Consider the following 21,497-nt stretch of genomic DNA (forward strand, 5'->3'; position numbering starts at 1 on the left):
GATCAGCAGCCGCTGAGTACGGAGCTCAGCTTGGCCTTCTCGGCGGAGTCGACGGCGAGGTTGTAGTAGTACTTCACCTGGACCCAGGCGCGGACGTAGGTGCAGGCGTAGGAGCTGAGCGGAGGCATCCACTCGGCCGGGTCCTGGTCGCTCTTCTGCTGGTTGACGTTGTCCGTGACGGCGATGAGCTGCGGGCGGGTCACGTCGTTGGCGAAGGCCTGGCGCTGGGCGGTGGTCCAGGCGCTGGCGCCGGAGTCCCAGGCCTCGGCCAGCGGCACGAGGTGGTCGATGTCCAGGTCGGAGGCGGCGGTCCAGGTGGCGCCGTCGTAGACGGAGTACCAACTGCCGCTGGTGGCCGTGCAGGCGGAGTTGGTGACGACGTTCGAACCGTCGCGCTTGATGACGTACTCACGGGTGTTGCAGGCGCCGCTGATGGTGATCCAGGTGGGGAACAGGTCGCGGTTGTAGCCGGTCCGGTTCTCCGTCTTCACCGAGAGGGAGGCGAGGTAGGTGCGGGCGGTGGCGGCGCTGACCGGGGTGGGCAGGGCGGCGGAGGCGGTGGGGCCGGTGAATATCCCGGCCATGGCTATCAGGCCGGCGAAGGCTGCGAGTATGCTCAGCCGTCGACGCGCGTAGACCTTCGGCATGCGAACTCCCTTGAGGTGGGGGGACGTTGGAGCGAGCGGGCTCATGCTTGCGCCGGCTCGTTTCCGGGAGGGGTGCATCAGGTTAGAAGCTAGTGACGTGCGCATGACATGCCAAGACCTGTGACATCGCGGATCGCGGCCTTCCCGGCCGTGGGACCTTCGGCCCTTACCCGCCCTTTCCGGCGTCCCGTACAGTGGTCGGCGCAGAAGGGGAGTAGCTCTTCGCCGGACCGTCGACATACTGCTCAGCTCGTCTGAGCCGGCGCCCGGAGGCAGGTCCCGACCGCGACCCACGGGTCCGCGGGGGCAGGCCAGCGAGACCTTCGGCCATGCAGTGCACCGTCCGCGCGTCCTCGTACGCGGGGGCGCCGATGTGTGCTGCCGTGCCGAGGTGTCGCACAGCAGTCACAGCACTCTCGGTGGGGCGGCCCCGACCGATTGAGGAATTTTGATCAGCATCACCGTGATGGCGCTCGTCTTCGGTGTCGTCTTCCTGGCCGAACTGCCGGACAAGACCGCGCTCGCCGGGCTCGTCCTGGGCACCCGCTACCGCGCCTCCTACGTCTTCGCGGGCGTCGCCGCCGCCTTCGCCGTGCATGTCGCGCTCGCCGTCGCGGCGGGCAGCGTGCTGACCCTGCTGCCGCAGCAGATCGTGCACGCGCTCACGGGTGTGCTCTTCCTCGCCGGTGCCGCCGTACTGCTCCTGAAGAAGGGCGAGGACGACGAGGAGATCCGCAAGCCCGAGAACCAGACCTTCTGGAAGGTCTCGGGGGCGGGCTTCATGCTCATCCTGATCGCCGAGTTCGGTGACCTCACGCAGATCATGACGGCGAACCTCGCGGCCCGCTACGACGACCCGCTCTCCGTCGGTCTCGGCGCCGTGCTCGCGCTGTGGGCGGTGGGCGCGCTCGGCATCGTCGGCGGGAAGGCGCTGATGAAGCGGGTGCCGCTGGAGCTCGTCACCAAGGTCGCCGCGGTGCTGATGCTGGGGCTCGGGGCGTGGAGCCTGTACGAGGCGGTCGCGGGCTGAGCCGCCCGAAGCGGAGGGTCCCGGCGGAAGCGGTGGCGCCGGAGCCGTCCATTTTGTATCGTAGAGAAACAAAGTGGCTCCCGCCCGCACTCCCTGACCGGCGGGCGGGGCCGCCTTGTCCCCCGGGGGACCCGCGCCGAGCCTCGGACCGGGAGTCCCCGGTCCTTTCCCTTCCCCCGCGTTCTCTCTCCCCCCGCGTTCTGGAGCCTGCCGATGACGGCCACCACCGTTCTGACCGCCCGCGCCCTCCTGCTCGACATGGACGGCACCCTCGTCAACTCGGACGTCGTCGTCGAGCGCTGCTGGCGCCGCTGGGCCGACCGGCACGGGCTGGACGGGGACGAGGTCATGAAGGTCGTCCACGGGCGGCAGGGGTACGCCTCGATGGCGGTCCTGCTGCCGAACCGGCCCATGGAGCAGAACCACGCCGACAACGCGCGGATGCTCGCCGAGGAGACCGCCGACATGGACGGCGTGGTCGCCGTCCCCGGTGCCGAGGAGTTCCTGGCCTCCCTCGCCGGGCTGCCGCACGCGCTCGTCACCTCGGCGGACGTGGGACTGTCCAGCGCGCGGATGGCTGCCGCCGGGCTCGGGCTGCCCGACGTGCGGGTGACCGCCGAGTCCGTCGGGGCGAGCAAGCCGGACCCCGAGGGGTTCCTGAAGGGCGCCGCCGAGCTGGGCGTCGCGCCCGAGGACTGTGTCGTCTTCGAGGACTCCGGTGCGGGGATATCGGCCGGGCGGGCGGCCGGGATGCGGGTGGTCGGGGTCGGGCCGCGGGCCGGCTTCCACCGCCCCGACGTCCTCGTCCGCGACCTGACGCAGATACGGGTGGAACGCGTGAGCGACGGTTCCCTGCGCCTGCACATCGGCTGACCCGGACCCTGAGGGGCTCGGCTCAGATCGCGTTGATCGCCGACGGCGCGCGCTCCGCTCGAGCCAGAGCGCGCAGCAACGCCGCCTGGCCGTGCCGACGGGCCGCGAGTCTGGCCAGCAACGTCAGCACGGGATCAAATACGGTGGCCGAGAGTTCCGGCGCGGCGATTCCCACGCTGACGGCCAGGTCGTCCAGGTGAACGGCGAGCTCCATCATGCGCGTCAAAAGGAAGTCGTCCAGGCTCAGAGCCCACCCCGTCTGGGGCATGAACACGACCCGGCCCACCCGGACCACCGGAAGGGCCGTCCGCTGTTCGGCGAGTGCCGCGCGGGCGCGCTCCAGCAGCACCCGGGCGCCCTCGGAGGCGATGTCCTCGCCGTTCGCCCGAATGCCCGCGTTCGCCTCACCGTCGAGTGGGGCGTCGATCCACGCGGCGCGGGCGTAGTGCTCGAGAAGCGGGATCGGCACCTCCCGCGACGCGGGTTCCCGCACGGCTGGAGCAACGCTGAAGATCTGGTACGCGAGGTGACCGGCCAGGCCGCCGACGGTCATGTCCGTCAACGCGCTGGGCCTCTCCCAGGAAGCGGCGACTTCCGGCGCAGCCAGCAACGTCACCGCCTGAGCCGCGGTATCCAGATACGCGCCTGTGAGACTCATCGGACCCCCATGATCGACCGAATCCGGCACCGGGCCGGGCAACTGAGCGGTGCGGCCCATGAGAAGCCACCCCGCCCGGAACCCGCATCCAGGTTCGCCAAGAACATCCACCGTCCCGACAGGTTCTCCCCGGAACGCCCCTCGGAACCCTCGAACCCGCTGGTTACCTCGTACCCCCGCCCCAGCCGCCACCGGGGGCACCAGCCCCCCGCGACCGCGACCGCTACCGCTGCCGGGTCGGGTGGGGCCATTCGCATGTCCGCTCCCGCAGTCGTCCTGCCCGCGGGAGGGGCCGGGGCGGTGCGTCGTAAGGGTGTCGCTTACGTTCGGATCGAGCCGCGGGTCGCTTGCCCGGCCCACGTCTGATCCGGCGGCGACACCCTCGACGTACCGCCCCGGCCCCGCCCCACCACCCGGCTGCTACGGCTCCCGCGTCTCCGCTTCGAGGCTCGCCCGGGTAGCCCTGCCGTACACGCCCCGTTCGTCGCTCCTGATGCCGCGGGCCCACTGGTAACGGCGTACGGCGTCCTCCACCTGACGGGAGTAGCTGCCGTCGGCCTCGCCGTTGAAGAGGAAGAGCTGGCGCAGGCGCAGCTGGAGTTCGGTGACCTCCGGACCCTGGTCGCCGCGCCGCAGGGTCGCCGACAGCTGCCCGTTCGAGGGCGAGTTCTCCTGTCCGGGCACCGCCGAGCCGGTCGCCGCCGGGCTCTCGGCGGGCTGCGACGGCCCGGAAGGCCGGGACGGCGAAGCCGATGAGGACGCCGATGCCGAGGCGGTCGAGGCCGACGCGGAGGGCGACGGGCTGGTGCTGGACGGCGCCACCGCCACTGCCGATCGCGACGACCGCGCCGCGGACGCCGACGCCGAGGCGGACGTCGGCGACGGATCCGGCACGCTCGCCCTCACCTCGTCCGGCAGCGCCCCGTCCCGCGCCGGAGCGTCGTACGAGAAGAGCCCGCTCACCAACCCCGCCGCCGTGACAGCCACGACCACACCGGCGGCGGCCAGCAGCGCGGCCCGCCGCCGACGCCGCCCCGACCCGTCCGGCGCGGCGACACGATCCGCGTCCACCTCGCCACCGCCAGGACCGGCACCAGCACCGGCACCGACGCCGGAACCCGCACCCCCACCCGGCATCCCGTGCCCGACCCGGAAGAGCGCCACCGTGTCGTCGGCCGGCACCCTCCCCAACCGCATCGTCCGAGCCGAAGCGTCCTCGTCCCCGCCCCGGCCCGCGCCCCCGGCGTCGGAGGGCTCACCCCCCGCACCGCTCACGCCCAGCTCCACATACGGACGTATCCGCAGCGGATCGAAGTCCTCCGCCGCGGCAGCCTCCGCCGTACGGGCGTCCCGCAGGGCGTCGGACGCGCGTAGCGTGCAGCCGCAGGACGGCGTCCCGTCCCCCGCCCGGGGCACGGCACACTCCGGGCAGACATGCCCGTTCGGATCAGTCACGCCTTGGGTCCCCTCCCCTGAAGATCCCCCGCTCAGCTCCCGAGGCTATCCAGACGTCCACCGCCTTCTTCCGGGAGCCCCCGGAACACCTCCCTCCGGCTCGACAGGCCGCAAACGGACATAACGACCAACATGGAGGGTGACCGAGACCCTCGGGGGCCATGGGAGGTGCGAATGACGGGCGAGATACCCGGCGACGTACAGGGCGACAAGCGGGGAGACACGCAGCGAGCCCCGTACGGCGACCCGCACGGCGTGCACCCCGACACACCCCCGTACGCCGTGAACGAGTCCGCCGAACGAAGGCGCTCCGCGGCCGCCACCGACGCCCAGGAGACGGTCCACGCCGGCGTGGTCGTCTCGATCGGCGCACTGCTGCTCGGTATGTTGCTGGCCGCCCTGGACCAGACGATCGTGTCGACCGCGCTGCCCACCATCGTCAGCGACCTCGGCGGCCTGGAGCACCTGTCCTGGGTGGTCACCGCCTATCTGCTGGCCTCGACCGCGGCGACCCCGCTGTGGGGCAAGCTCGGCGACCAGTACGGCCGCAAGAAACTCTTCCAGACCGCGATCGTGATCTTCCTGATCGGCTCCGCGCTGTGCGGCATGGCACAGAACATGGGCGAGCTGATCGGCTTCCGGGCCCTGCAGGGCCTGGGCGGCGGCGGCCTCATGGTGCTGTCCATGGCGATCGTCGGCGACATCGTCTCGCCCCGCGAACGGGGCAAGTACCAGGGCCTGTTCGGCGCCGTGTTCGGCGCGACGAGCGTGCTCGGCCCGCTGCTCGGCGGACTCTTCACCGAGCAGCTCAGCTGGCGCTGGGTCTTCTACATCAACCTCCCCGTCGGCGTCGTCGCGCTGGTCGTGATCGCGGCCGTCCTGCACATCCCCGCCAAGGCCGCCAAGCACGTCATCGACTACCTCGGCACCTTTCTCATCGCCGCGGTCGCCACCTGTCTGGTCCTGGTCGCCTCACTCGGCGGCACCACCTGGAGCTGGGGCTCGCCGCAGGTCATCGGCCTCGCCGCGCTCGGCGTGGCCCTCGCCGTGGTCTTCGTGGGCGTGGAGCGGCGCGCGGCCGAACCCGTCCTGCCCCTGAAACTCTTCCGTATCCGGACCTTCACCCTCTCCGCGGTGATCAGTTTCATCGTCGGCTTCGCGATGTTCGGGGCGATGACCTACCTGCCGACGTTCCTCCAGGTCGTCCAGCGCGTGTCGCCCACCCTGTCCGGCGTGCACATGCTGCCCATGGTGTTCGGTCTGCTGCTCTCGTCCACGGTCTCCGGCCAGATCGTCAGCCGCACCGGCCGCTGGAAGGTGTTCCCCGTCGCCGGCACCGGCATCACCACCATCGGTCTGCTCCTGCTGCACCAGCTCGACGAGCACAGCAGCACCGGCCGCATGAGCGCGTACTTCTTCGTCTTCGGCCTGGGGCTCGGCCTGGTGATGCAGGTTCTGGTCCTGATCGTGCAGAACGCGGTCTCGTACGAGGACCTGGGCGTCGCCACCTCCGGCGCGACCTTCTTCCGCTCCATCGGCGCCTCGTTCGGCGTGGCGATCTTCGGCACGGTCTTCGCGAGCCGCCTCGGCGACAAACTCACGGCCGCGCTGAGCGGACGGCAACTGCCGCCCGGCATCTCTCCGGACAGCCTCAAGGCCGATCCGAAGGGCATCTCGGGCCTGCCGCCCACGCTGCGCCAGCCCATCCTGCACGCGTTCGCCTCGTCGATCACCGACGTCTTCCTGTACGCGGCCCCGGTCGCCCTGCTCGGTTTCGTCCTGGCCTGGTTCCTGCGCGAGGACCCGCTGCGGGGATCGGTCACGGCGCCGGACCTCACCGAGACGCTCGCCACCAATCCGGTGGAGCGGTCGTCGTACGACGAGGTGTGCCGCGCGCTGTCGGTGCTGGGCACCCGGGAGGGACGGCGCGCGGTCTACGAGAAGATCACCGCGCGGGCCGGATACGACCTGCTGCCCGCCGCGAGCTGGCTGCTGCTGCGGATCAGGAAGTACGGCTGGGCCGAGCCGGCGCAGCTGGCCGAGGGCAGCACCGTACCGCTGCCCGTGGTGCTCGCCGCGGCCCGTCAGCTGGAGGTGCGCCGCCTCGTCGACCGGGAGGGTCTCGACCTCGTGCTCACCGACGAGGGCCGTGAGGCCGCCGGGAGTCTGGCGAAGGCCCGTGAGGAGTCCCTCGCCGAGCTGCTGGGTGACTGGTGGGGTCCGGACCGCCCGACGGACCTGGTCAGGCTGGTCGAGGAGCTGAACGCGGAGATGTCGGGCTCGGACGCGGAGCGCCCGCACGACGGCTCGGTGCCGCGACCGCAGGAGCCGATGACCTGACCGTCCCTCCTGTGGGAGTCACAGATGAACGCCTTGGACGAACTCCTCGGAAGCACCGACCCGGCGGCTCTGGTGACGATGGACGGTGCCGTCCGCGGCCTCAACGCCGCGATGGCCGCGGCGCTCGGCAGGCCGGCGGAGCACTGCCATGGGCGTGACCTGGCCGACCTGTGGGGGGAACAGTGCCGGGGACGTGACTTCGGTGATCTGTGGCCCGCCAACCAGCGGATGTCGGCCCAGAGTCTCGTGCTCCACGCCGCCAGGACGAACACGGTCGCCATGCAGGTGCTGGACTTCCCCGCGCAGGACGGAGCAGCACCCGTCGCCTCCCTGGTCGAGGCGCGACCGGTGAAGGACCCCACCAGTGACGAGCAGCTGGTCTGGGTGCACGCCCTGGATGCGCGGAACGACCTTGCGAGCCTGCTGATCCCGTTCCGGATGGCCACCAAGGCAGCCGACCTGGGCCTGTGGATGTATTCGGCCGGGGACCGCTGTCTGGAGTGGCTCGGTGGCGCACCCGCCGTGGCCGCGCTCTTCCCGGATCCCACCGCGTCCCTTTCCGCAGTGATCTCGGCGGTGCACTCCGCCGACAGGCAGGCGTTGCGGCAGCTCCTGCGCTCGACCTCCCCTCAGTCCCCCTGGGTGGGGGTGCGGTACCTCACCCAGCACGACGGCTGGCACCAGCTGGCCGCTCAGGCGCGTCGGATCCAGTTGGGGTACGGAGGTCCCGAACGGATCTTCGGGGTGGTCCGCGACGACACCAAGCAGGTGAAGCGCAAGAAGAAGGCGCAGGCCGCACTGACCGCCGAGCGACAGCGTGCCAAGGACGTCGCCGACTTCTCCGCGGCCTTGATCACCGCGGCCACCGGGCAGGAGCTGAAGCAGATCGCCCTGACCCGGCTCGCCGCGACCTTCGGCGCCACCGGCGCCCTGCTCGCACTCGTCGAAGAAGGCCGCCTGCGCGTCTCCACCGACGGCGGGATAGCACTGTGGGAGGTCGAGGCGATGCACGGCCTGCCGCTGGACCATCCGAGCCCGGTTCCCGAAGCGATCCGCACCGGCCGACCACAGTTCATCCCCAGCCGGCGGGACTACGTCCACCGCTGGCCGCACGGGACCGAATTCCCTCAGCTCGCCCGGCTGGGATCCGACTACGCGGTCTCCATCACCCCCCTCAGCGAGTCGGGCGATCAGCCGCTCGGGGCGTGGCTGGTGACCCACAGCAGCGGACACCGGCCGTCCGTGGACGAAATAACCCTCATGGGCACCCTGGCCGACCTCGCGGGCCAGGCACTGAGGCGCATCAGGTCGCAAGAGGCACGAGTCGAGCTGGCCACCGCGCTGCAGAAGACCATGCTCCCCACGCTGCCCGAGCACCTCCCGGCCCTGGAGGTCGCCGCCCGCTACCGGCCGAGCCGGCACGGACTGGACATCGGCGGAGACTGGTACGACGCCTTCGTCCTGCCCGACGGCGCGGTCGCCCTGGAGATCGGCGACGCCCAGGGGCACGACGTGGACGCCGCCGCGGCCATGGGACAGGTGCGCGCCTCCATGCGGGCGATCGCCGCCCGCGAACCGGATCCCGCGACGGTGCTGACGCGCACCAACGAACTGCTCGTCACGATGGACGCGGCACGCTTCGCCAGCTGCACCATGTTGCACATCGACCCGGGCGACGGACGGGTCACCGGCGCCAGTGCCGGCCATGTGCCGGTGCTGAGCGCGCGCGAGGACGGCAGCCACAGCGTCCGCGAGTTGCCCGGGGGGCCGGTCCTCGGAGTCATGTCCGACATCGAGTACAGCGAGGGGACTTTCACCCTGGAGGAGGACAGCGCGCTGGTCATGGTCACCGACGGCCTGGTCGAGGGCCCGGGCCTCACGTTGGAGGCCGGCCTGGACCGAGCCGGAACACTGGCCGCCCAAGCACTCCGGGACGGACTGAACGCCGAGGAGACCGCCGACCGCATCCTCGACGCCGCGGTTGCGGTGGACCACCTCGACGACGTGGCCGTGCTCGTCGTGCGACGCACCTGACACCGGGCCACCGGCAACCCGGGTCACCGCGCTGGTCCCACCTCAAGCAGGCGCGCGCCGCGGGGACTTGAGGACTCCCGTGGCGCGCCGATCGCCCTGCTGCCAAGTGCGGACGGGAACCCGATGAACACCTCCTGCCCGGGCGCCGTCTCACGGGGCGCAGCGAACAGCGGGTCCGGCCGGTCGTCCCGCGGGAGCAGGCGCGGGTGCCGCATCCGACCTCCCATGGGGGCTTCGGAAGGACCACTCGTCCCTGGCCACGCTGGAGACGAGGGGGTACGACGCCGGGCTCGACGCCAACGGCGTGTACATCGTGCTCAGCGACGGCGGTGTGATCAGTTCCCACGCGTCGGCGCCCGTTCGGCTGCGAGACGGCCCGCACCGGGCCGGGCCGTCTGGCGGCCCCCACGCGTCACCGTCCGGGCAGATGTGCGGACGTCCGGACGCGCGGGCGTACTTCGAGAGGACGCGAGGAGCCCTGCGGCGGGACAGCCGCGCGGGACCGGGCGCGGCCGGCCCCGTTTGAAGGCGTACTTCCGGGCAACCCGATCCGCGAACCGGCCCGTTGGGTCGAGAAACCCCGGAAGGCATCCATGTCCACAGGCGTCATCATCGCTCTGATCGTGATCGTGGCGGCCGTTGCCGTTGTCGCAGCCGCCCTGACCCTCCTCGCCCGCAGGCCGCAGGGCGGACGCACGTTGCGGCGGCGCTTCGGGCCCGAGTACGACCGGGCCGTCGCCCGGCACGACGGCGACGCCAGGGCCGCCGAGCGTGACCTCGCCGAGCGCGTCAAGCGCCACGGCACGCTGCGGCAGCGGCCGTTGGAGGCGGCGGCCCGCGAGCAGTACACGGCCCGCTGGACGGCCGCCCAGGAACGCTTCGTCGACTCGCCGCAGGACGCGGTGGCCGAGGCGGACCGGCTGCTCGGCGAGGTGGCCGGTGAGCGCGGCTTCCCCGACGGCGAGCGCTACGAGGAGCGGCTGGAGGCACTCTCGGTCCACCACGGACACCGTGTCCACGGCTACCGGCGGGTTCACGAGGCCACGCACAGCCCCACCCAGGACGACCGCGCCGGCACGGAGGAACTCCGCGAGGCCATGATCGAGGCCCGCGCCCTCTTCGAGGAACTGGTGTCCACGAAGCGCCAGGACACCGCCGCCGGCCGGCCGGACCCGGCTCCCGACAACCGATCCCGGACGCCGTGGGCGCTCACCAGGCGCCAGGTGAAGGGGAGTTGAGGAAGGTGAATGACATGACACCGGACGAAGCCAAGGACATGGCGACCCGCCGCGAGGTACTGAAGGGTGACGCGGAGGCGACACCCGCCGCACGGACCCCGAAGGACGGGACGACGCCGCAGCACGAGACGACAGAGAAGACCGAGGCCGAGAGGACCGAGGGCACGGCGGTACGAGGGGACGAGCGCGGTCGTGGCCGCGAGGCCGCGGACACCCACCGCGACACCCCGGACCGGGCAGCCGGTCCGGGTGAGCGCGACACGGCCGCGCGCACCCCCTTCCCCACGCCCTCCCGTCAGACTGCGGCCCCGTCCGGCGCGACCGCGGACGATCACCGTGAGACACCGGACCGGGCCGCATCCACCACCGGCGAGCACGCCGTGACGCCGCGCACACTGGTCCCCCTGGGCTCCCGAGAGGCGACCACCTCGACGGAGGCGACCACCTCTCGTGAGGCCAAGGGTTCCCGCGGGACCGGGACCGCGACCCCGGCCGCCGGGCGCGCCGGAGACAGCTCCGGCGAGCCCGCCCGCACCGGCGCGCACGCCCCGGGCACGGCGCGTGAGAACGGCGTCTCCGGAGCGGACGACACCACGCTGCTGTCGCACGACGCGTGCGACAAGTTCGCGCTGCGGATGCGGCACGCGGTCGGCGGGTTCGTCGACGGGCCGCGGGCGTCCGTCGAGGAGGCCGACCATGTCCTCGAGGAGCTCACGGCACAGTTCACGGACGCGATGGCCCGGCGCCGGCGCACGCTGCGCACGTCCTGGGAGAAGGCCGGTGCGGACGAGGCGTCCGACACCGAGCAGCTGCGCCTGGCCCTGCGGGACTACCGTGAGGTCACGGACCGCCTGCTGCACCTCTGAGCGGCACCGAACGGCGATCGTGAGGCCGCGCCCCGGACCATGTTCCGGGGCGCGGCCTCACGCGTCGACGGGGTCACCCGGCCCGGCGCTCGCGCCAGTCCCGGACGATCTCGTCCACGTCATAGGGCTTGAGGCCGAGGGGAGGCCCCGGCGGCGGCTTGAACATGACCTCGCGGATCTTGGCGTTGATGTCCTCGACGATCCGGCGCACGGCCCGCTCCGAGGGCGCCGCCGACGCCGCCGCGAGCGCGTCCTCGGCCTCCTTGCGCAGGGCCAGTGTCGGGGGCAGCACCGACAGGCCCTCGCGGGCCATCTTCCGCTTGATCCACCACAGTTCGTCGTACGACGTGTCGGTCACCTCGGGCAGCGGCTTTCCCGCGCCGGGGAGGTCCGTGAACTCACCGCGTGCCTCCGCCTCGCGGATCTGCCGGTCGACCCAGGACTCGAAGCTGACGCCGGGTGGCTTGCGCTCGGTCATACGTCCATTGTGCCGGAGGACGCCCGAGCGGACGATCGGGCGAATTATCATGCGGCGGCGGCGCGTCAACCACGCCCGGTACCAGGACGATTGAACCGGTGGGACGAATCACCGGTACGCGAAGGAGCGCACGTGCTCGAACTCACCATGGCCTCGGTCACCGGGGCGGACGCGGGTGCGACGGCCGGAATGCTGATGGCCGACGCACCGAGCGACCCCGGCGCCGTGCTGCGGGTGGGCCGGGACCGGACCGTGTGCCGGCTCGCCACCCCCGACGACTGGCTGTTCGTCTCCCGCGTCCATCTGGAGTTCCTGTGCGGTCCGGAGGGCTCCTGGCAGGTCACCTGGCTGCACGGTTCCCGGCCGGACCCCTCCTCCGAGGTCCGGCTGACCGTCGCCGGGATGCCCACCCAGCCCGTCGCGTACGGCGGGACGGCGCAGCTCCCCGCGGGCAGCTCCGGAGAGATCGTCATCTTCGACCGCACCGGCCCGCAGAGCGTGAACGTGGGCTTCTACCACGAGCGCTAGAACCCGAGGAGCGGGACCGGTGCCCCAGGGCGTGTGGCGAAAGTCCCGCCTGCCTCGCGACGCCTGGCACGCCCTAGTCGAGGACCCGGGCCAGCGCGAACCCGTCGTACCCCTTGCTGCCCACCGTCTGGATCGCCGTACCGCTCAACCGGGGGTGGGCGGCGATCAGTTCCAGTGCGGCCCGGGTGCCCCGCACGCTCGGGTCGGTGCTGCCGGCGTCGGCCACGTGACCGTCGCGCACGACGTTGTCGACGACGATCAGGCTGCCGGGACGGGTGAGCTTGAGGGCCCACTCCACGTAGGACGGGTTGTTCACCTTGTCCGCGTCGATGAAGACGAAGTCGAACGGCTCCGGGTTCTCGTCGGCCAGCTTCGGCAGCGACTCCAGCGCGGGTCCCACCCGCACCTCCGCGATCCGGTCGAGGCCGGCGCGGGCGAGGTTGCGGCGGGCGACCTCGGCGTGGGTGGCGTCGTACTCGAAGGTCACCAGCCGGCCGTCGGCGGGCAGTGCGCGGCCCAGCCAGATCGTGCTGTAGCCGCCGAGGGTGCCGATCTCCAGGATGCGGCGCGCGCCCTGGATCCGGGCGAGGAGCTGGAGCAGCTTGCCCTGGTTCGGCGCGACGTTGATCTTCGGAAGCCCGGCGGCGTCACTGTCGCGCAGTGCGGCGGTCAGGGTCTCGTCGGCGGGGGCGAGGAGGGCGGTGAAGTAGTCGTCGACGTCGTTCCACAACTGCGACTCGCTCATGCACCATGCCTTTCGTATGCCTAGTTAGAAGCGCTAACTAGTTTCGTGGACGAATCTAGTCGCGCAGCCCGCGCTTGTCAGCCGCATGACGGAGTGATCCTCCGTGCGCGGGGGTGACACCGGCCGACCGGCGGGGAGGGGTCAGGCGTCCGCCCCGGCGGCGCGCGGGGTGCCGGGGCCGGCGCCGGGCGCGGCGTCGTCGGGCCGGGTGCCGGGTTCGACGGCCGGCGCGGAGCCCGGCAGCGGCCGGCCGGCCGACTCGGACATGAACCACACCGCCACGCCGCCGATCACGGCCGCGGCCATCATGTAGTACGCGGGCATCATCATGTTCCCGGTCGCCCCGATGAGCGCCGTGACCACCAGCGGAGTCGTGCCGCCGAAGAGCGAGACGGAGACGTTGAAGCCGATGGAGAGCGAGCCGTAGCGGACCTTCGTCGGGAAGAGCGCGGGCAGCGCGGCCGGCATCGCGGAGGTGAAGCACACCAGCAGCAGACCCAGCGCGCCCATGCCGAGCGCGACCGCGAGCAGACTGCCCTGGCGGATGAGCAGGATGGCCGGGACGGACAGCGCGAGGAATCCGGCGCATCCGGCGGCGATCACCGGGCGGCGGCCGATCCGGTCGGTCAGCGCGCCCGCGAAGGGCTGCACGATCATCATCAGCGCCATCACACCGAGGACGACCAGCAGGCCGTGCGTCTCGTCGTACTTCAGCTCGCTCGTCAGATAGCTCGGCATGTACGACAGCAGCATGTAGTCGGTGACGTTGAAGACCAGCACCAGGCCGACGCAGAGCAGCAGCGCGCGCCACTGCCCGGCGAGCATCACGCGCAGCGGCACCTTGGGGCGGTCCTTCTCCTTCTTCAAGGCCTTCTCCAGCTCCGCCGCGAACGCCGGGGTCTCCTCCAGGCGCATCCGCAGATACAGCCCGATGACGCCCATCGGTCCCGCGATCAGGAACGGCACGCGCCAGCCCCAGGCCAGCAGGTCCTCGGTGGACAGGAAGGCGGTCATGAGGGTGACCAGGCCCGCGCCGCCGATGTATCCGGCGAGCGTGCCGAACTCCAGCCAGCTCCCGAAGAAGCCGCGCTTCTTGTCGGGCGCGTACTCGGCGATGAAGGTGGAGGCGCCCGCGTACTCGCCGCCGGTGGAGAAGCCCTGCACCAGCCGGGCCGCGAGCAGCAGCAGGGGAGCGCCGACGCCGATCGTCGCGTACGACGGGATCAGACCGATCGCGAAGGTGCCCGCCGCCATCATGATCATGGTGAGCGCCAGGACCTTCTGGCGGCCGATGCGGTCGCCCAGCGGTCCGAAGACCATGCCGCCCAGCGGCCGGACCAGGAAGGCCGCCGCGAACGCGCCGAAGGTGGACAGCAGCTGCGCGGTGGGGTTGCCGGACGGGAAGAAGACCTTGCCCAGCGTCACCGCGATGTAGCTGTAGACACCGAAGTCGAACCACTCCATCGCGTTGCCGAGGGCGGCGGCCTTCACGGCGCGCTTCACCAGGGCGGGGTCGGTGACGGTGACCTCCGTCGGCACGGGGGGCCGGAGCCTGACGGGAGGGACGGGAGCGACGGGAGTGACGGAGGGCAAGATTCCGCTCGCCTGCCTTTCGACGGGGACAAGGACGTGGTCCGCCCCAGGGGATGACCCGGGACAGACCAAAAAGCGACCATAGGGTCGCTCTCGTGCGTCACGTGCCGTGGGCGACCCTGCGCGCAACGTGCGCAAACACCGTGTGCGCAGGAGCGACGGGCCCGCCGGGCGCCGGCTTCGAGTGGCCGGTCTGTGACCTTTGTCGCGGGTGAATGTGATCCATGTCGCAGACCGAGGGGGGAACCGAACCGATCCCGCACTATCGTCATCCGGACAAAAGGCGGGGGGACGTCAGGTGAAGAGGGGGTTGCCTGCGTCCTTCCACGGGGGCAGTGCGAGCCTCTTAGGGTCCGGACAGACACCGGCGCACGGGATACGCGGGACGAACGGGGCGGGAGGGCCGACGGGGCGTGGCGAATGTGGAGCACGGTGGGCGAGCGGGTGGTGCCTTCGGGGCGGGGGCGGCGGAATCGGCGAAGGCACGGCTACGCACGATCCGGATAGGGCTGTGGCTGATCGCCGCGGTCCTCGCGGTACGACAGGTCGCCGTCGTCCTGAGCACCCCCAAAGGGGACCGGCTGACCGACCTGGAGACCTGGGTCGGGCCCGAGGGCGTCCTTCATGTGAAGGGGTCTCTGTACGACTCGACGCAGTTCACCGGAACCCCTTTCGGCGGACTCGTCCTCAAGCCCCTCACCCGCGCCGCCGAACAGGGGCTCGGCTGGGGATGGACCTTCGGCAGCCTGTCGCTGGTCGTCGCGCTCGGCGTGGTCGCGGCGCGCGCCCTGCCGCAGCCCGTGAGCCGGCGCACCTCACTGCTCGCCGCACCCGTGGCCATCAGCCTGCTGATGCTGTCACTGCCGGTGCGCAACGCCCTCTACCTCGGCCAGACCAGCATCATCCCGGTCCTGCTCGTCCTGCTGGCCTGCTTCACGGTCCGCGGGGAACGGGCGAGCGGCGTCCTGATCGGCCTCGCGGCGGCACTGCAGCCCACCGTGCTGCTCTTCGCCCCGCTGCTCTGGTTCACCGGGCGCCGCCGCGCCGCCGTGTCCGGCGCGCTCACCTTCGCCGCCTGCACCGCCCTCGCCTGGGCCGCGATGCCCCACGACTCCCGCACGTACTGGGTGCACCACCTCGCGGGCGTCGGGCTCGGCCGGGACGCCGACGACCTCACCAACCAGTCGCTGCACGGCGCGCTGCTGCGCCTCGGCCTCAACGGCCCGCTGGAGATCGGCCTGTTCCTGCTGCTCGGCGCGGCAGTCGCGGTCCTGGGCCTGCGCCGTGCCGTGCGCTACGCCAAGGACGGGCAGTTGCTCCTGGCCGTGGCGATCACCGGCTGCGTCGCCGTCGCCGTCTCGCCCACCACCTGGCAGCACCAGTTGCTGTGGGTCCTGCTCGCGCTGGTCGGCCGGGTCGGCAGGAAGGCCTCGGACCGCGCCATGTGGCCCGTCGCCGTCATCCTCGTCATGACCCTGCCCGCGAAGATGATGCTGCCGAACATGGCGGCGGTCTACCCGCTGCGCGACAACGTGGTGCTGCTCGCCGCGCTCGCCGCCGCCACGGTCGTGCCGTTCCTCTCCCGCACCTCGGAGTACTACCGGGCGCCGATTCCCACGGACTACGCGGAGCCCGTCCCCACCCGATGGAAGCGGGTGCCGCTGCTGCCCTTCCTCCGCCGCGTCCGCACCCGCCCGAACCTGCTGCTCGAACTGCTTCTGATCCGCGTCGGCTACTCCGCCTACCAGCAGGTCAGGCTGGCCGCGACGGGCGGCACCAACGCGGGCGGCCGGGCCACCGCCGAGCACCACGGCGACCAGATACTCTCGATCGAGCGGTTCCTGCACCTCGACATCGAGCACTGGGCCAACCACGCGGTGTTCAAGGTCGAGTGGCTGCGGGACTTCTTCGACTTCTACTACGAGTCGTTCCACTTCGTCGTCCCGCTCACCGTCCTCGCCCTGCTCTACACCCGCCGTCCCGGCGACTACCGCTGGGCACGCTCGGCGCTCGGCTTCGCCACGCTGCTCGCGCTCGTCGGCTTCTGGCTCTATCCGCTGGCGCCGCCGCGCCTGATGCCGGGGCTGGGCGTCATCGACACCGTGCACGGCGTGCAGGACTTCTCCAAGCCGGACTACGGCACGCTGACCGCGCTCACCAACCAGTACGCGGCGATGCCCTCGCTGCACTTCGGCTGGTCCCTGTGGTGCGGACTGGTGATCGCGATCCTGGCGCCCAAGTGGTGGATGAAGGCGCTCGGTCTGCTGCACCCGCTGTTCACCGTCTCGGCGATCGTGGCGACCGGCAACCACTGGGTGCTGGACGCGGTGGGCGGCGCGGCGGTCGTCGCCGCGGGCTTCGGCCTGACCCACCTCCTCCAGGGTCCGAGGCCGCGACCGCTGGTGCGGGCCGTGGAGGGCGGCGCGAAGGTGCCGGCCCAGGCGACGGGCAGTCCGGGTGCCGGTCCCGCGGACAGCCCGGCAGGCGGTCCCGCAGAGCGTGCCGCGGGCAGCCGGGAAGGCAGTCGCACGGACGACAGCCCGGCGGACAGCCCCGCAGACAGCCCGGCGGGGCGTACGGCGGGCTGATTCGGCGCCGGTCCGGCGCTGGTCCCGCGCCGATCACCGGCACGCGGGTCGCGGTCCCGGGTCCGGCCCTCGGGGGAGGCAGGGGCGGAGCGTAGGGGGCTGCCCCTGCCTCCCGCGGGACGGGCCGACGGACGCCGGGAGGCCGTCGGCCCGAGACGGTGCCGGGGTCAGCCGGCGTCGACCTGGAGCTCCTTGACGCCGTTGATCCACGCCGAGCGCAGCCGGCGCGGGTCGCCCACCAGGGAGAGGTCCGGCATCGCGTCGGCGATCGCGTGGAAGATGAGGTCGATCTCCAGGACGGCCAGGGACTTGCCGAGGCAGTAGTGGGGGCCTCCGCCGCCGAAGCCGAGGTGCGGGTTGGGATCACGCGTGATGTCGAACTCGTCGGGGTTCGCGAACACTTCGGGGTCGTGGTTGGCGGAGGCGTAGAAGAGGCCGACCCGGTCGCCCTTCCTGATGAGCTTGCCGCCGACCTCGGTGTCCTGGGTCGCCGTGCGCTGGAAGGAGACCACCGGGGTCGCCCAGCGGACGATCTCCTCGGCGGTGGTCGCCGGACGGGTGCGCTTGTAGAGCTCCCACTGCTCGGGGTGGGTGAGGAACGCGTGCATGCCGTGCGTGATGGCGTTGCGGGTGGTCTCGTTGCCGGCGACCGACAGCATCAGCACGAAGAAGCCGAACTCGTCGGATCCGAGGTTGCCCTCGTCCTCGGCCGCCACCAGCGTGCTGACGATGTCCTTCGCCGGGCACTGCTTGCGGTCCGCGGCCATGTTCATGGCGTACGAGATGAGTTCGGTGGCCGACTCGGCGCCGACCTCCTCGGTGATGGCGTACTCCGGGTCGTCGTACGCGATCATCCGGTTGGACCACTCGAAGATCTTGACCCGGTCGTCCTGCGGGACGCCGATCAGCTCGGCGATCGCCTGGAGGGGCAGTTCGCAGGCGACCTCGGTGACGAAGTCGAAGGGGCCGGAGTGGGCGCGCGCGCCCTCGACGATCGTGTGGGCGCGGTCGCGCAGCCGCTGCTCCAGCGCCCGGATGGCCCGGGGGGTGAAACCGCGCTGCACGATCTGGCGGACGCGGGTGTGCTCGGGCGGGTCCATGTTGAGCAGGATCAGCCGTTGGGCGTCGATCGCGTCGCGCTCGATGTGGTCGTTGAAGCGGATGATCGCGGTGTTGAGGGACGAGGAGAAGAGCTCGGGGTGCGTGGAGACGTACCTGACGTCCGCGTGCCGGGTCACCGCCCAGTAGCCCTCGTCCTGGAAGCCGGCCAGGTTGGGCGGCTGGGGTATCCAGCGGACCGGTTCGGCCCGGCGCAGCTCGGCGAACTCCGGCAGGGGCACACGGTGGTGCAGCAGGTCGGGGTCGGTGAAGTCGAACCCGTCGGGCAGCGCTGGACAGGGCATCGGCAACTCCAGGTCTCACGCGTTCCGTTGTGACGACGGTGTTCTCGCGGCCGTGCTCAGACGACCGGGTCCCCGATGGTCTGACGACCCATCAGGAGGAGGGAATTGCCGTGAAGGTAATAACGGGTTCTACAAGTCGCAAGGGGTGCGGCACCCTCAATTGCGCGCGGAGGCGGCCCGGATGGCGACTTCGGGGCCTGCACGCCCCTTGCGGCACGGGGGCTCCGCTCAGCAGACTGCACGGAGAACTAGTACACGTTCTAGTTCGGCGCGGTGGGTGGGCCGGGACGCCCCGCGCTGCGCGGGTCAGCGAGGAGAGGACCTAGCCCCATGGCCGCGGAACCCGTGATCGTCGAAGCCGTACGCACCCCCATCGGCAAGCGCGGCGGCGCGCTCGCCAATCTCCACCCCGCCTACCTCCTGGGCGAGACCTACCGTGAACTCCTCGGCCGCACCGGCATCCACGCCGACTGCGTCGAGCAGATCGTCGGCGGCACGGTGACGCACGCCGGGGAGCAGTCGATGAACCCCGCGCGGACCGCGTGGCTCACCATGGGCCTGCCCTACGAGACCGCCGCGACGACCGTCGACTGCCAGTGCGGCTCCTCGCAGCAGGCCTCGCACCTGACCGCCAACATGATCGCGGCGGGGGTGATCGACGTGGGCATCTCCTGCGGCGTCGAGGCGATGTCGCGGGTGCCGCTGGGCTCGGGATCCAAGCACGGCCCGGGGAAGCCGTTCCCCGACGAGTGGAACGTGGACCTGCCCAACCAGTTCGAGGCGGCGGAGCGGATCGCCCGTCGCCGCGGGCTGACGCGCGAGAACGTCGACTCGCTCGGTCTCGTCTCGCAGGAGCGGGCGGCCGTGGCCTGGTCGGAGGAGCGCTTCAAGCGGGAGACGTTCGCCGTGCAGGTCCCCACGACGGAGGACGAACAGCGCGCCGGGCAGGGCATGTGGCGACTCGTCGACCGCGACGAGGGACTTCGCGACACGTCGGCGGAGGCACTGTCGCGCCTCAAGCCGGTGATGCCCACGGCCGTCCACACGGCGGGCAACTCGTCGCAGATCTCGGACGGAGCCGCCGCGATCATGTGGGCCTCGAAGCGGATGGCGCGGGCGCTGAAACTGCGGCCGCGGGCCCGGATCGTGGCCCAGGCGCTGGTCGGCGCCGACCCGCACTTCCACCTGGACGGACCCGTCGACGCGACACGGGCCGTACTCGGCAAGGCCGGCATGTCGCTCGGGGACATCGACCTGGTCGAGATCAACGAGGCCTTCGCCTCGGTGGTGTTGAGCTGGGCCCAGGTCTTCGAGCAGGATCTGGAGAAGGTCAACGTGAACGGGGGCGCGATCGCCCTGGGGCATCCGGTGGGGGCCACGGGGGCGCGCCTGATCACGACGGCTCTGCACGAACTGGAGCGCAGGGACAAGGAGTTCGCCCTCATCACCATGTGCGCGGGCGGGGCACTGGCGACCGGGACGATCATTCAGCGGCTGTAGCCGGGGCGCCCGGCGGCGTGCCGGGTGGGGGCTGACGTACAGGTCAGCCCCCATGCCCGGAGCGTGTCCCTGCTCGTGCCCCTACTTGTTCACCGCGAAGCGCATCAGGTCCCGCTCGTCACCCTGCTTGATCCGGCCCGTCTGGTTGATCACCTCCAGCTTCCAGACCCCGCCGACCCTTATCGCCTTGGCCACGGCGCAGCCGTTGTCGTTGCTGAGCAGGCTCGGCCAGATGTCGGCGACCTGCTGGGTGGTGCCCCCGGTCGCGTCGTACACCTTGATGCTGATGTTGCGCGCCTTCTGGAAGGAACTGCTCTTCTTGAACGCGGCGGCGACGAACACGATCGACGTGACGTTGGCCGGCACCCGGGCGAACTCGACGGTCACCGTCTCGTCGTCGCCGTCACCGCGGCCGGTCTGGTTGTCACCGCTGTGCACCAACGAGCCGTTGCCCAGCGGGTCCAGGGAGTCGAGGCCCGCCAGCCGCACCGGGTCCGGACCCTGCATCGCGATGGCTATCAGGTCGAGGTCGGTCCCTGCCTGCCGGCGGAGCTTCCCCATCAGTCCGCCGCTCGATCCGGCGGTGGGGTCCCAGGACACCCCGATGGACAGATGGGTCACCCCGTCGAGGTCCGCGGGGCCGTCTTCCTTCGTGAGCGTGATCATGCGTGATCCTCCTGGTCATGGGACTGCTCCGACGAAGTCTGCCCGGAGCCCCGCGGGCGTCGGAAGCCGGGTGAGCCCAAGGAGGGCTCCCGTCCACGGAAGACGACCGCCGCGCACGCTCGGATGCCCGGGTGGAACGACCCCATGGCGTCGTGGACAGGAACGTTCAGAAGACGTGCGGGCGTACCGGCTGACCTCCCGGACCCCCGCCCCTGGCCCATGACAGGCGAAGGCGGCGGCCCCGGGGATCGGGGGCCGCCGCCTTCACGTGCGGTGGGGGTTGCTCAGTACCAGTTGTGGGCCTGCCAGAAGCTCCAGGCGCCGACCGGGCTGCCGTAGCGGGAGTTCATGTAGTCCAGACCCCACTTGATCTGGGTGGCGGGGTTGGTCTTCCAGTCGGAGCCGGCGGACGACATCTTCGACGCGGGCAGGGCCTGGACCAGACCGTAGGCGCCGGAGGCGGAGTTCGTCGCGCTGGGGTCCCAGCCGCTCTCGCGCTCGACGATCTTGCTGAAGGCGGTGAACTGCGCGGCGTCCGGAATCATCTCGTGCGCGATCGACTGGGCGGAGGAGGCCGAGGTGGTGGCGGCCTGGGCGGGAGCCGCGGCCAGAGCCATGCCGACGGTGGCGGCGGCCACGGCGGCGGTGGTGAGGGCCTTCTTCGGAGAGGCGATGCGGCGGATGAAGGAGACGGACACGGAGAACCTTTTTCTTCGGGGACACGACCGTCGCGGTAGGCCGGAACCACGGGGTGCGTGGTGGCTGCGTACGTCGGTGCCGCGACCCCGGTGGGTTCGTCGGCGCCTCGCGACGGCTTCAGAGAAACAGGCTCGAGGCCCGCCCGCAATGACCCCC

General features: G+C 71.4%; 18 protein-coding genes and 1 pseudogene. 10 read left to right on the forward strand and 9 right to left on the reverse strand.

The features are described 5' to 3' along the window. Window positions 1-2: 2 nt before the first annotated feature. A complete protein-coding gene (locus OG199_RS28710; RefSeq protein ID WP_405831910.1) occupies window positions 3-647 on the reverse strand; it encodes an HNH endonuclease family protein in 645 nt (214 codons plus the stop codon). Between the two features lie 448 nt (window positions 648-1,095). On the opposite strand from OG199_RS28710, the gene OG199_RS28715 reads away from it, so the two are divergent. Together OG199_RS28715 and OG199_RS28720 are read left to right on the forward strand one after the other, a co-directional pair. Then, window positions 1,096-1,677, forward strand: coding sequence for a TMEM165/GDT1 family protein (locus tag OG199_RS28715; RefSeq protein WP_356802559.1), 582 nt, complete (start codon window positions 1,096-1,098; stop codon window positions 1,675-1,677). A 213-nt stretch (window positions 1,678-1,890) separates the two neighbouring features. Beyond that, complete coding sequence (locus tag OG199_RS28720) at window positions 1,891-2,550, forward strand: HAD family hydrolase (RefSeq protein WP_356802561.1); 660 nt, start codon at window positions 1,891-1,893, stop codon at window positions 2,548-2,550. Between the two features lie 22 nt (window positions 2,551-2,572). Here OG199_RS28720 and OG199_RS28725 read toward each other — a convergent pair whose 3' ends face one another. Both OG199_RS28725 and OG199_RS28730 read right to left on the reverse strand, forming a co-directional pair. Then, on the reverse strand, window positions 2,573-3,268 hold the full coding sequence (locus tag OG199_RS28725) for a maleylpyruvate isomerase N-terminal domain-containing protein (RefSeq protein WP_405831912.1): 696 nt from the start codon (window positions 3,266-3,268) through the stop codon (window positions 2,573-2,575). A gap of 360 nt (window positions 3,269-3,628) precedes the next feature. Continuing rightward, entirely contained in the window at window positions 3,629-4,663 is a 1,035-nt protein-coding gene (locus OG199_RS28730) for a peptidoglycan-binding protein (RefSeq protein WP_405831914.1), read from the reverse strand. A gap of 384 nt (window positions 4,664-5,047) precedes the next feature. Between OG199_RS28730 and OG199_RS28735 the strand changes: the two genes are divergently transcribed. The 5 genes and pseudogenes from OG199_RS28735 to OG199_RS28755 all read left to right on the forward strand — a co-directional run bounded on the left by OG199_RS28735 (window position 5,048) and on the right by OG199_RS28755 (window position 11,141). Then, window positions 5,048-7,003 (forward strand): DHA2 family efflux MFS transporter permease subunit, encoded by a 1,956-nt coding sequence (locus OG199_RS28735; RefSeq protein ID WP_405834700.1) that lies wholly within the window; start codon window positions 5,048-5,050, stop codon window positions 7,001-7,003. Window positions 7,004-7,027: 24 nt separating this feature from the next. Further along, window positions 7,028-9,037, forward strand: coding sequence for a SpoIIE family protein phosphatase (locus tag OG199_RS28740; protein ID WP_401798962.1), 2,010 nt, complete (start codon window positions 7,028-7,030; stop codon window positions 9,035-9,037). 244 nt (window positions 9,038-9,281) lie between these two features. Then, window positions 9,282-9,563 (forward strand): annotated as a pseudogene (locus OG199_RS28745) (hypothetical protein); the annotation flags it as partial. A gap of 67 nt (window positions 9,564-9,630) precedes the next feature. Next, window positions 9,631-10,275 (forward strand): hypothetical protein, encoded by a 645-nt coding sequence (locus OG199_RS28750; RefSeq protein ID WP_356802572.1) that lies wholly within the window; start codon window positions 9,631-9,633, stop codon window positions 10,273-10,275. A gap of 14 nt (window positions 10,276-10,289) precedes the next feature. After that, window positions 10,290-11,141: a hypothetical protein gene (locus OG199_RS28755; protein WP_405831917.1), complete on the forward strand. Its 852-nt coding sequence runs from the start codon at window positions 10,290-10,292 to the stop codon at window positions 11,139-11,141. A 73-nt stretch (window positions 11,142-11,214) separates the two neighbouring features. On the opposite strand, the gene OG199_RS28760 is transcribed toward OG199_RS28755, so the two are convergent. Then, window positions 11,215-11,619, reverse strand: coding sequence for a DUF1992 domain-containing protein (locus OG199_RS28760; protein ID WP_153290847.1), 405 nt, complete (start codon window positions 11,617-11,619; stop codon window positions 11,215-11,217). Window positions 11,620-11,751: 132 nt separating this feature from the next. Between OG199_RS28760 and OG199_RS28765 the strand changes: the two genes are divergently transcribed. Further along, window positions 11,752-12,147, forward strand: a complete 396-nt coding sequence (locus OG199_RS28765) for a hypothetical protein (protein ID WP_356802574.1) — start codon at window positions 11,752-11,754, stop codon at window positions 12,145-12,147. A gap of 73 nt (window positions 12,148-12,220) precedes the next feature. On the opposite strand, the gene OG199_RS28770 is transcribed toward OG199_RS28765, so the two are convergent. Then, window positions 12,221-12,892: an O-methyltransferase gene (locus tag OG199_RS28770; protein ID WP_356802576.1), complete on the reverse strand. Its 672-nt coding sequence runs from the start codon at window positions 12,890-12,892 to the stop codon at window positions 12,221-12,223. A 141-nt stretch (window positions 12,893-13,033) separates the two neighbouring features. Then, window positions 13,034-14,431, reverse strand: coding sequence for a glycine betaine/L-proline transporter ProP (proP, locus tag OG199_RS28775; protein ID WP_405831919.1), 1,398 nt, complete (start codon window positions 14,429-14,431; stop codon window positions 13,034-13,036). A 467-nt stretch (window positions 14,432-14,898) separates the two neighbouring features. Here proP and OG199_RS28780 point away from each other — a divergent pair, with 467 nt between their 5' ends. Beyond that, window positions 14,899-17,073, forward strand: a complete 2,175-nt coding sequence (locus OG199_RS28780) for a bifunctional glycosyltransferase 87/phosphatase PAP2 family protein (RefSeq protein ID WP_405831921.1) — start codon at window positions 14,899-14,901, stop codon at window positions 17,071-17,073. A 167-nt stretch (window positions 17,074-17,240) separates the two neighbouring features. Here OG199_RS28780 and OG199_RS28785 read toward each other — a convergent pair whose 3' ends face one another. After that, window positions 17,241-18,476 (reverse strand): cytochrome P450, encoded by a 1,236-nt coding sequence (locus tag OG199_RS28785; protein WP_405831923.1) that lies wholly within the window; start codon window positions 18,474-18,476, stop codon window positions 17,241-17,243. Between the two features lie 330 nt (window positions 18,477-18,806). Here OG199_RS28785 and OG199_RS28790 point away from each other — a divergent pair, with 330 nt between their 5' ends. After that, window positions 18,807-19,976 carry a steroid 3-ketoacyl-CoA thiolase gene (locus tag OG199_RS28790; protein ID WP_266698897.1) on the forward strand — a complete coding sequence of 390 codons (1,170 nt, stop codon included), beginning with the start codon at window positions 18,807-18,809 and terminating at the stop codon, window positions 19,974-19,976. A gap of 81 nt (window positions 19,977-20,057) precedes the next feature. On the opposite strand, the gene OG199_RS28795 is transcribed toward OG199_RS28790, so the two are convergent. Both OG199_RS28795 and OG199_RS28800 read right to left on the reverse strand, forming a co-directional pair. Beyond that, complete coding sequence (locus OG199_RS28795; RefSeq protein WP_356802584.1) at window positions 20,058-20,642, reverse strand: TerD family protein; 585 nt, start codon at window positions 20,640-20,642, stop codon at window positions 20,058-20,060. Between the two features lie 284 nt (window positions 20,643-20,926). Then, on the reverse strand, window positions 20,927-21,340 hold the full coding sequence (locus tag OG199_RS28800; RefSeq protein ID WP_356802586.1) for a transglycosylase SLT domain-containing protein: 414 nt from the start codon (window positions 21,338-21,340) through the stop codon (window positions 20,927-20,929). Window positions 21,341-21,497: the final 157 nt, after the last annotated feature.

Source organism: Streptomyces sp. NBC_01176 (genome assembly GCF_045039825.1).
Taxonomy (GTDB): Bacteria; Actinomycetota; Actinomycetes; order Streptomycetales; family Streptomycetaceae; genus Streptomyces.

Coding starts and splice junctions, on each gene's coding strand:
- OG199_RS28785 (WP_405831923.1), bottom strand. CDS start 18,476: ATGCCCTGTCCAGCGCTGCCCGACGGGTTCGACTTCACCGACCCCGAC.
- OG199_RS28735 (WP_405834700.1), top strand. CDS start 5,048: ATGTTGCTGGCCGCCCTGGACCAGACGATCGTGTCGACCGCGCTGCCC.
- OG199_RS28710 (WP_405831910.1), bottom strand. CDS start 647: ATGCCGAAGGTCTACGCGCGTCGACGGCTGAGCATACTCGCAGCCTTC.
- OG199_RS28770 (WP_356802576.1), bottom strand. CDS start 12,892: ATGAGCGAGTCGCAGTTGTGGAACGACGTCGACGACTACTTCACCGCC.
- OG199_RS28790 (WP_266698897.1), top strand. CDS start 18,807: ATGGCCGCGGAACCCGTGATCGTCGAAGCCGTACGCACCCCCATCGGC.
- OG199_RS28740 (WP_401798962.1), top strand. CDS start 7,028: ATGAACGCCTTGGACGAACTCCTCGGAAGCACCGACCCGGCGGCTCTG.
- OG199_RS28755 (WP_405831917.1), top strand. CDS start 10,290: ATGACACCGGACGAAGCCAAGGACATGGCGACCCGCCGCGAGGTACTG.
- OG199_RS28795 (WP_356802584.1), bottom strand. CDS start 20,642: ATGATCACGCTCACGAAGGAAGACGGCCCCGCGGACCTCGACGGGGTG.
- OG199_RS28760 (WP_153290847.1), bottom strand. CDS start 11,619: ATGACCGAGCGCAAGCCACCCGGCGTCAGCTTCGAGTCCTGGGTCGAC.
- OG199_RS28725 (WP_405831912.1), bottom strand. CDS start 3,268: ATGGGCCGCACCGCTCAGTTGCCCGGCCCGGTGCCGGATTCGGTCGAT.
- OG199_RS28720 (WP_356802561.1), top strand. CDS start 1,891: ATGACGGCCACCACCGTTCTGACCGCCCGCGCCCTCCTGCTCGACATG.
- OG199_RS28750 (WP_356802572.1), top strand. CDS start 9,631: ATGTCCACAGGCGTCATCATCGCTCTGATCGTGATCGTGGCGGCCGTT.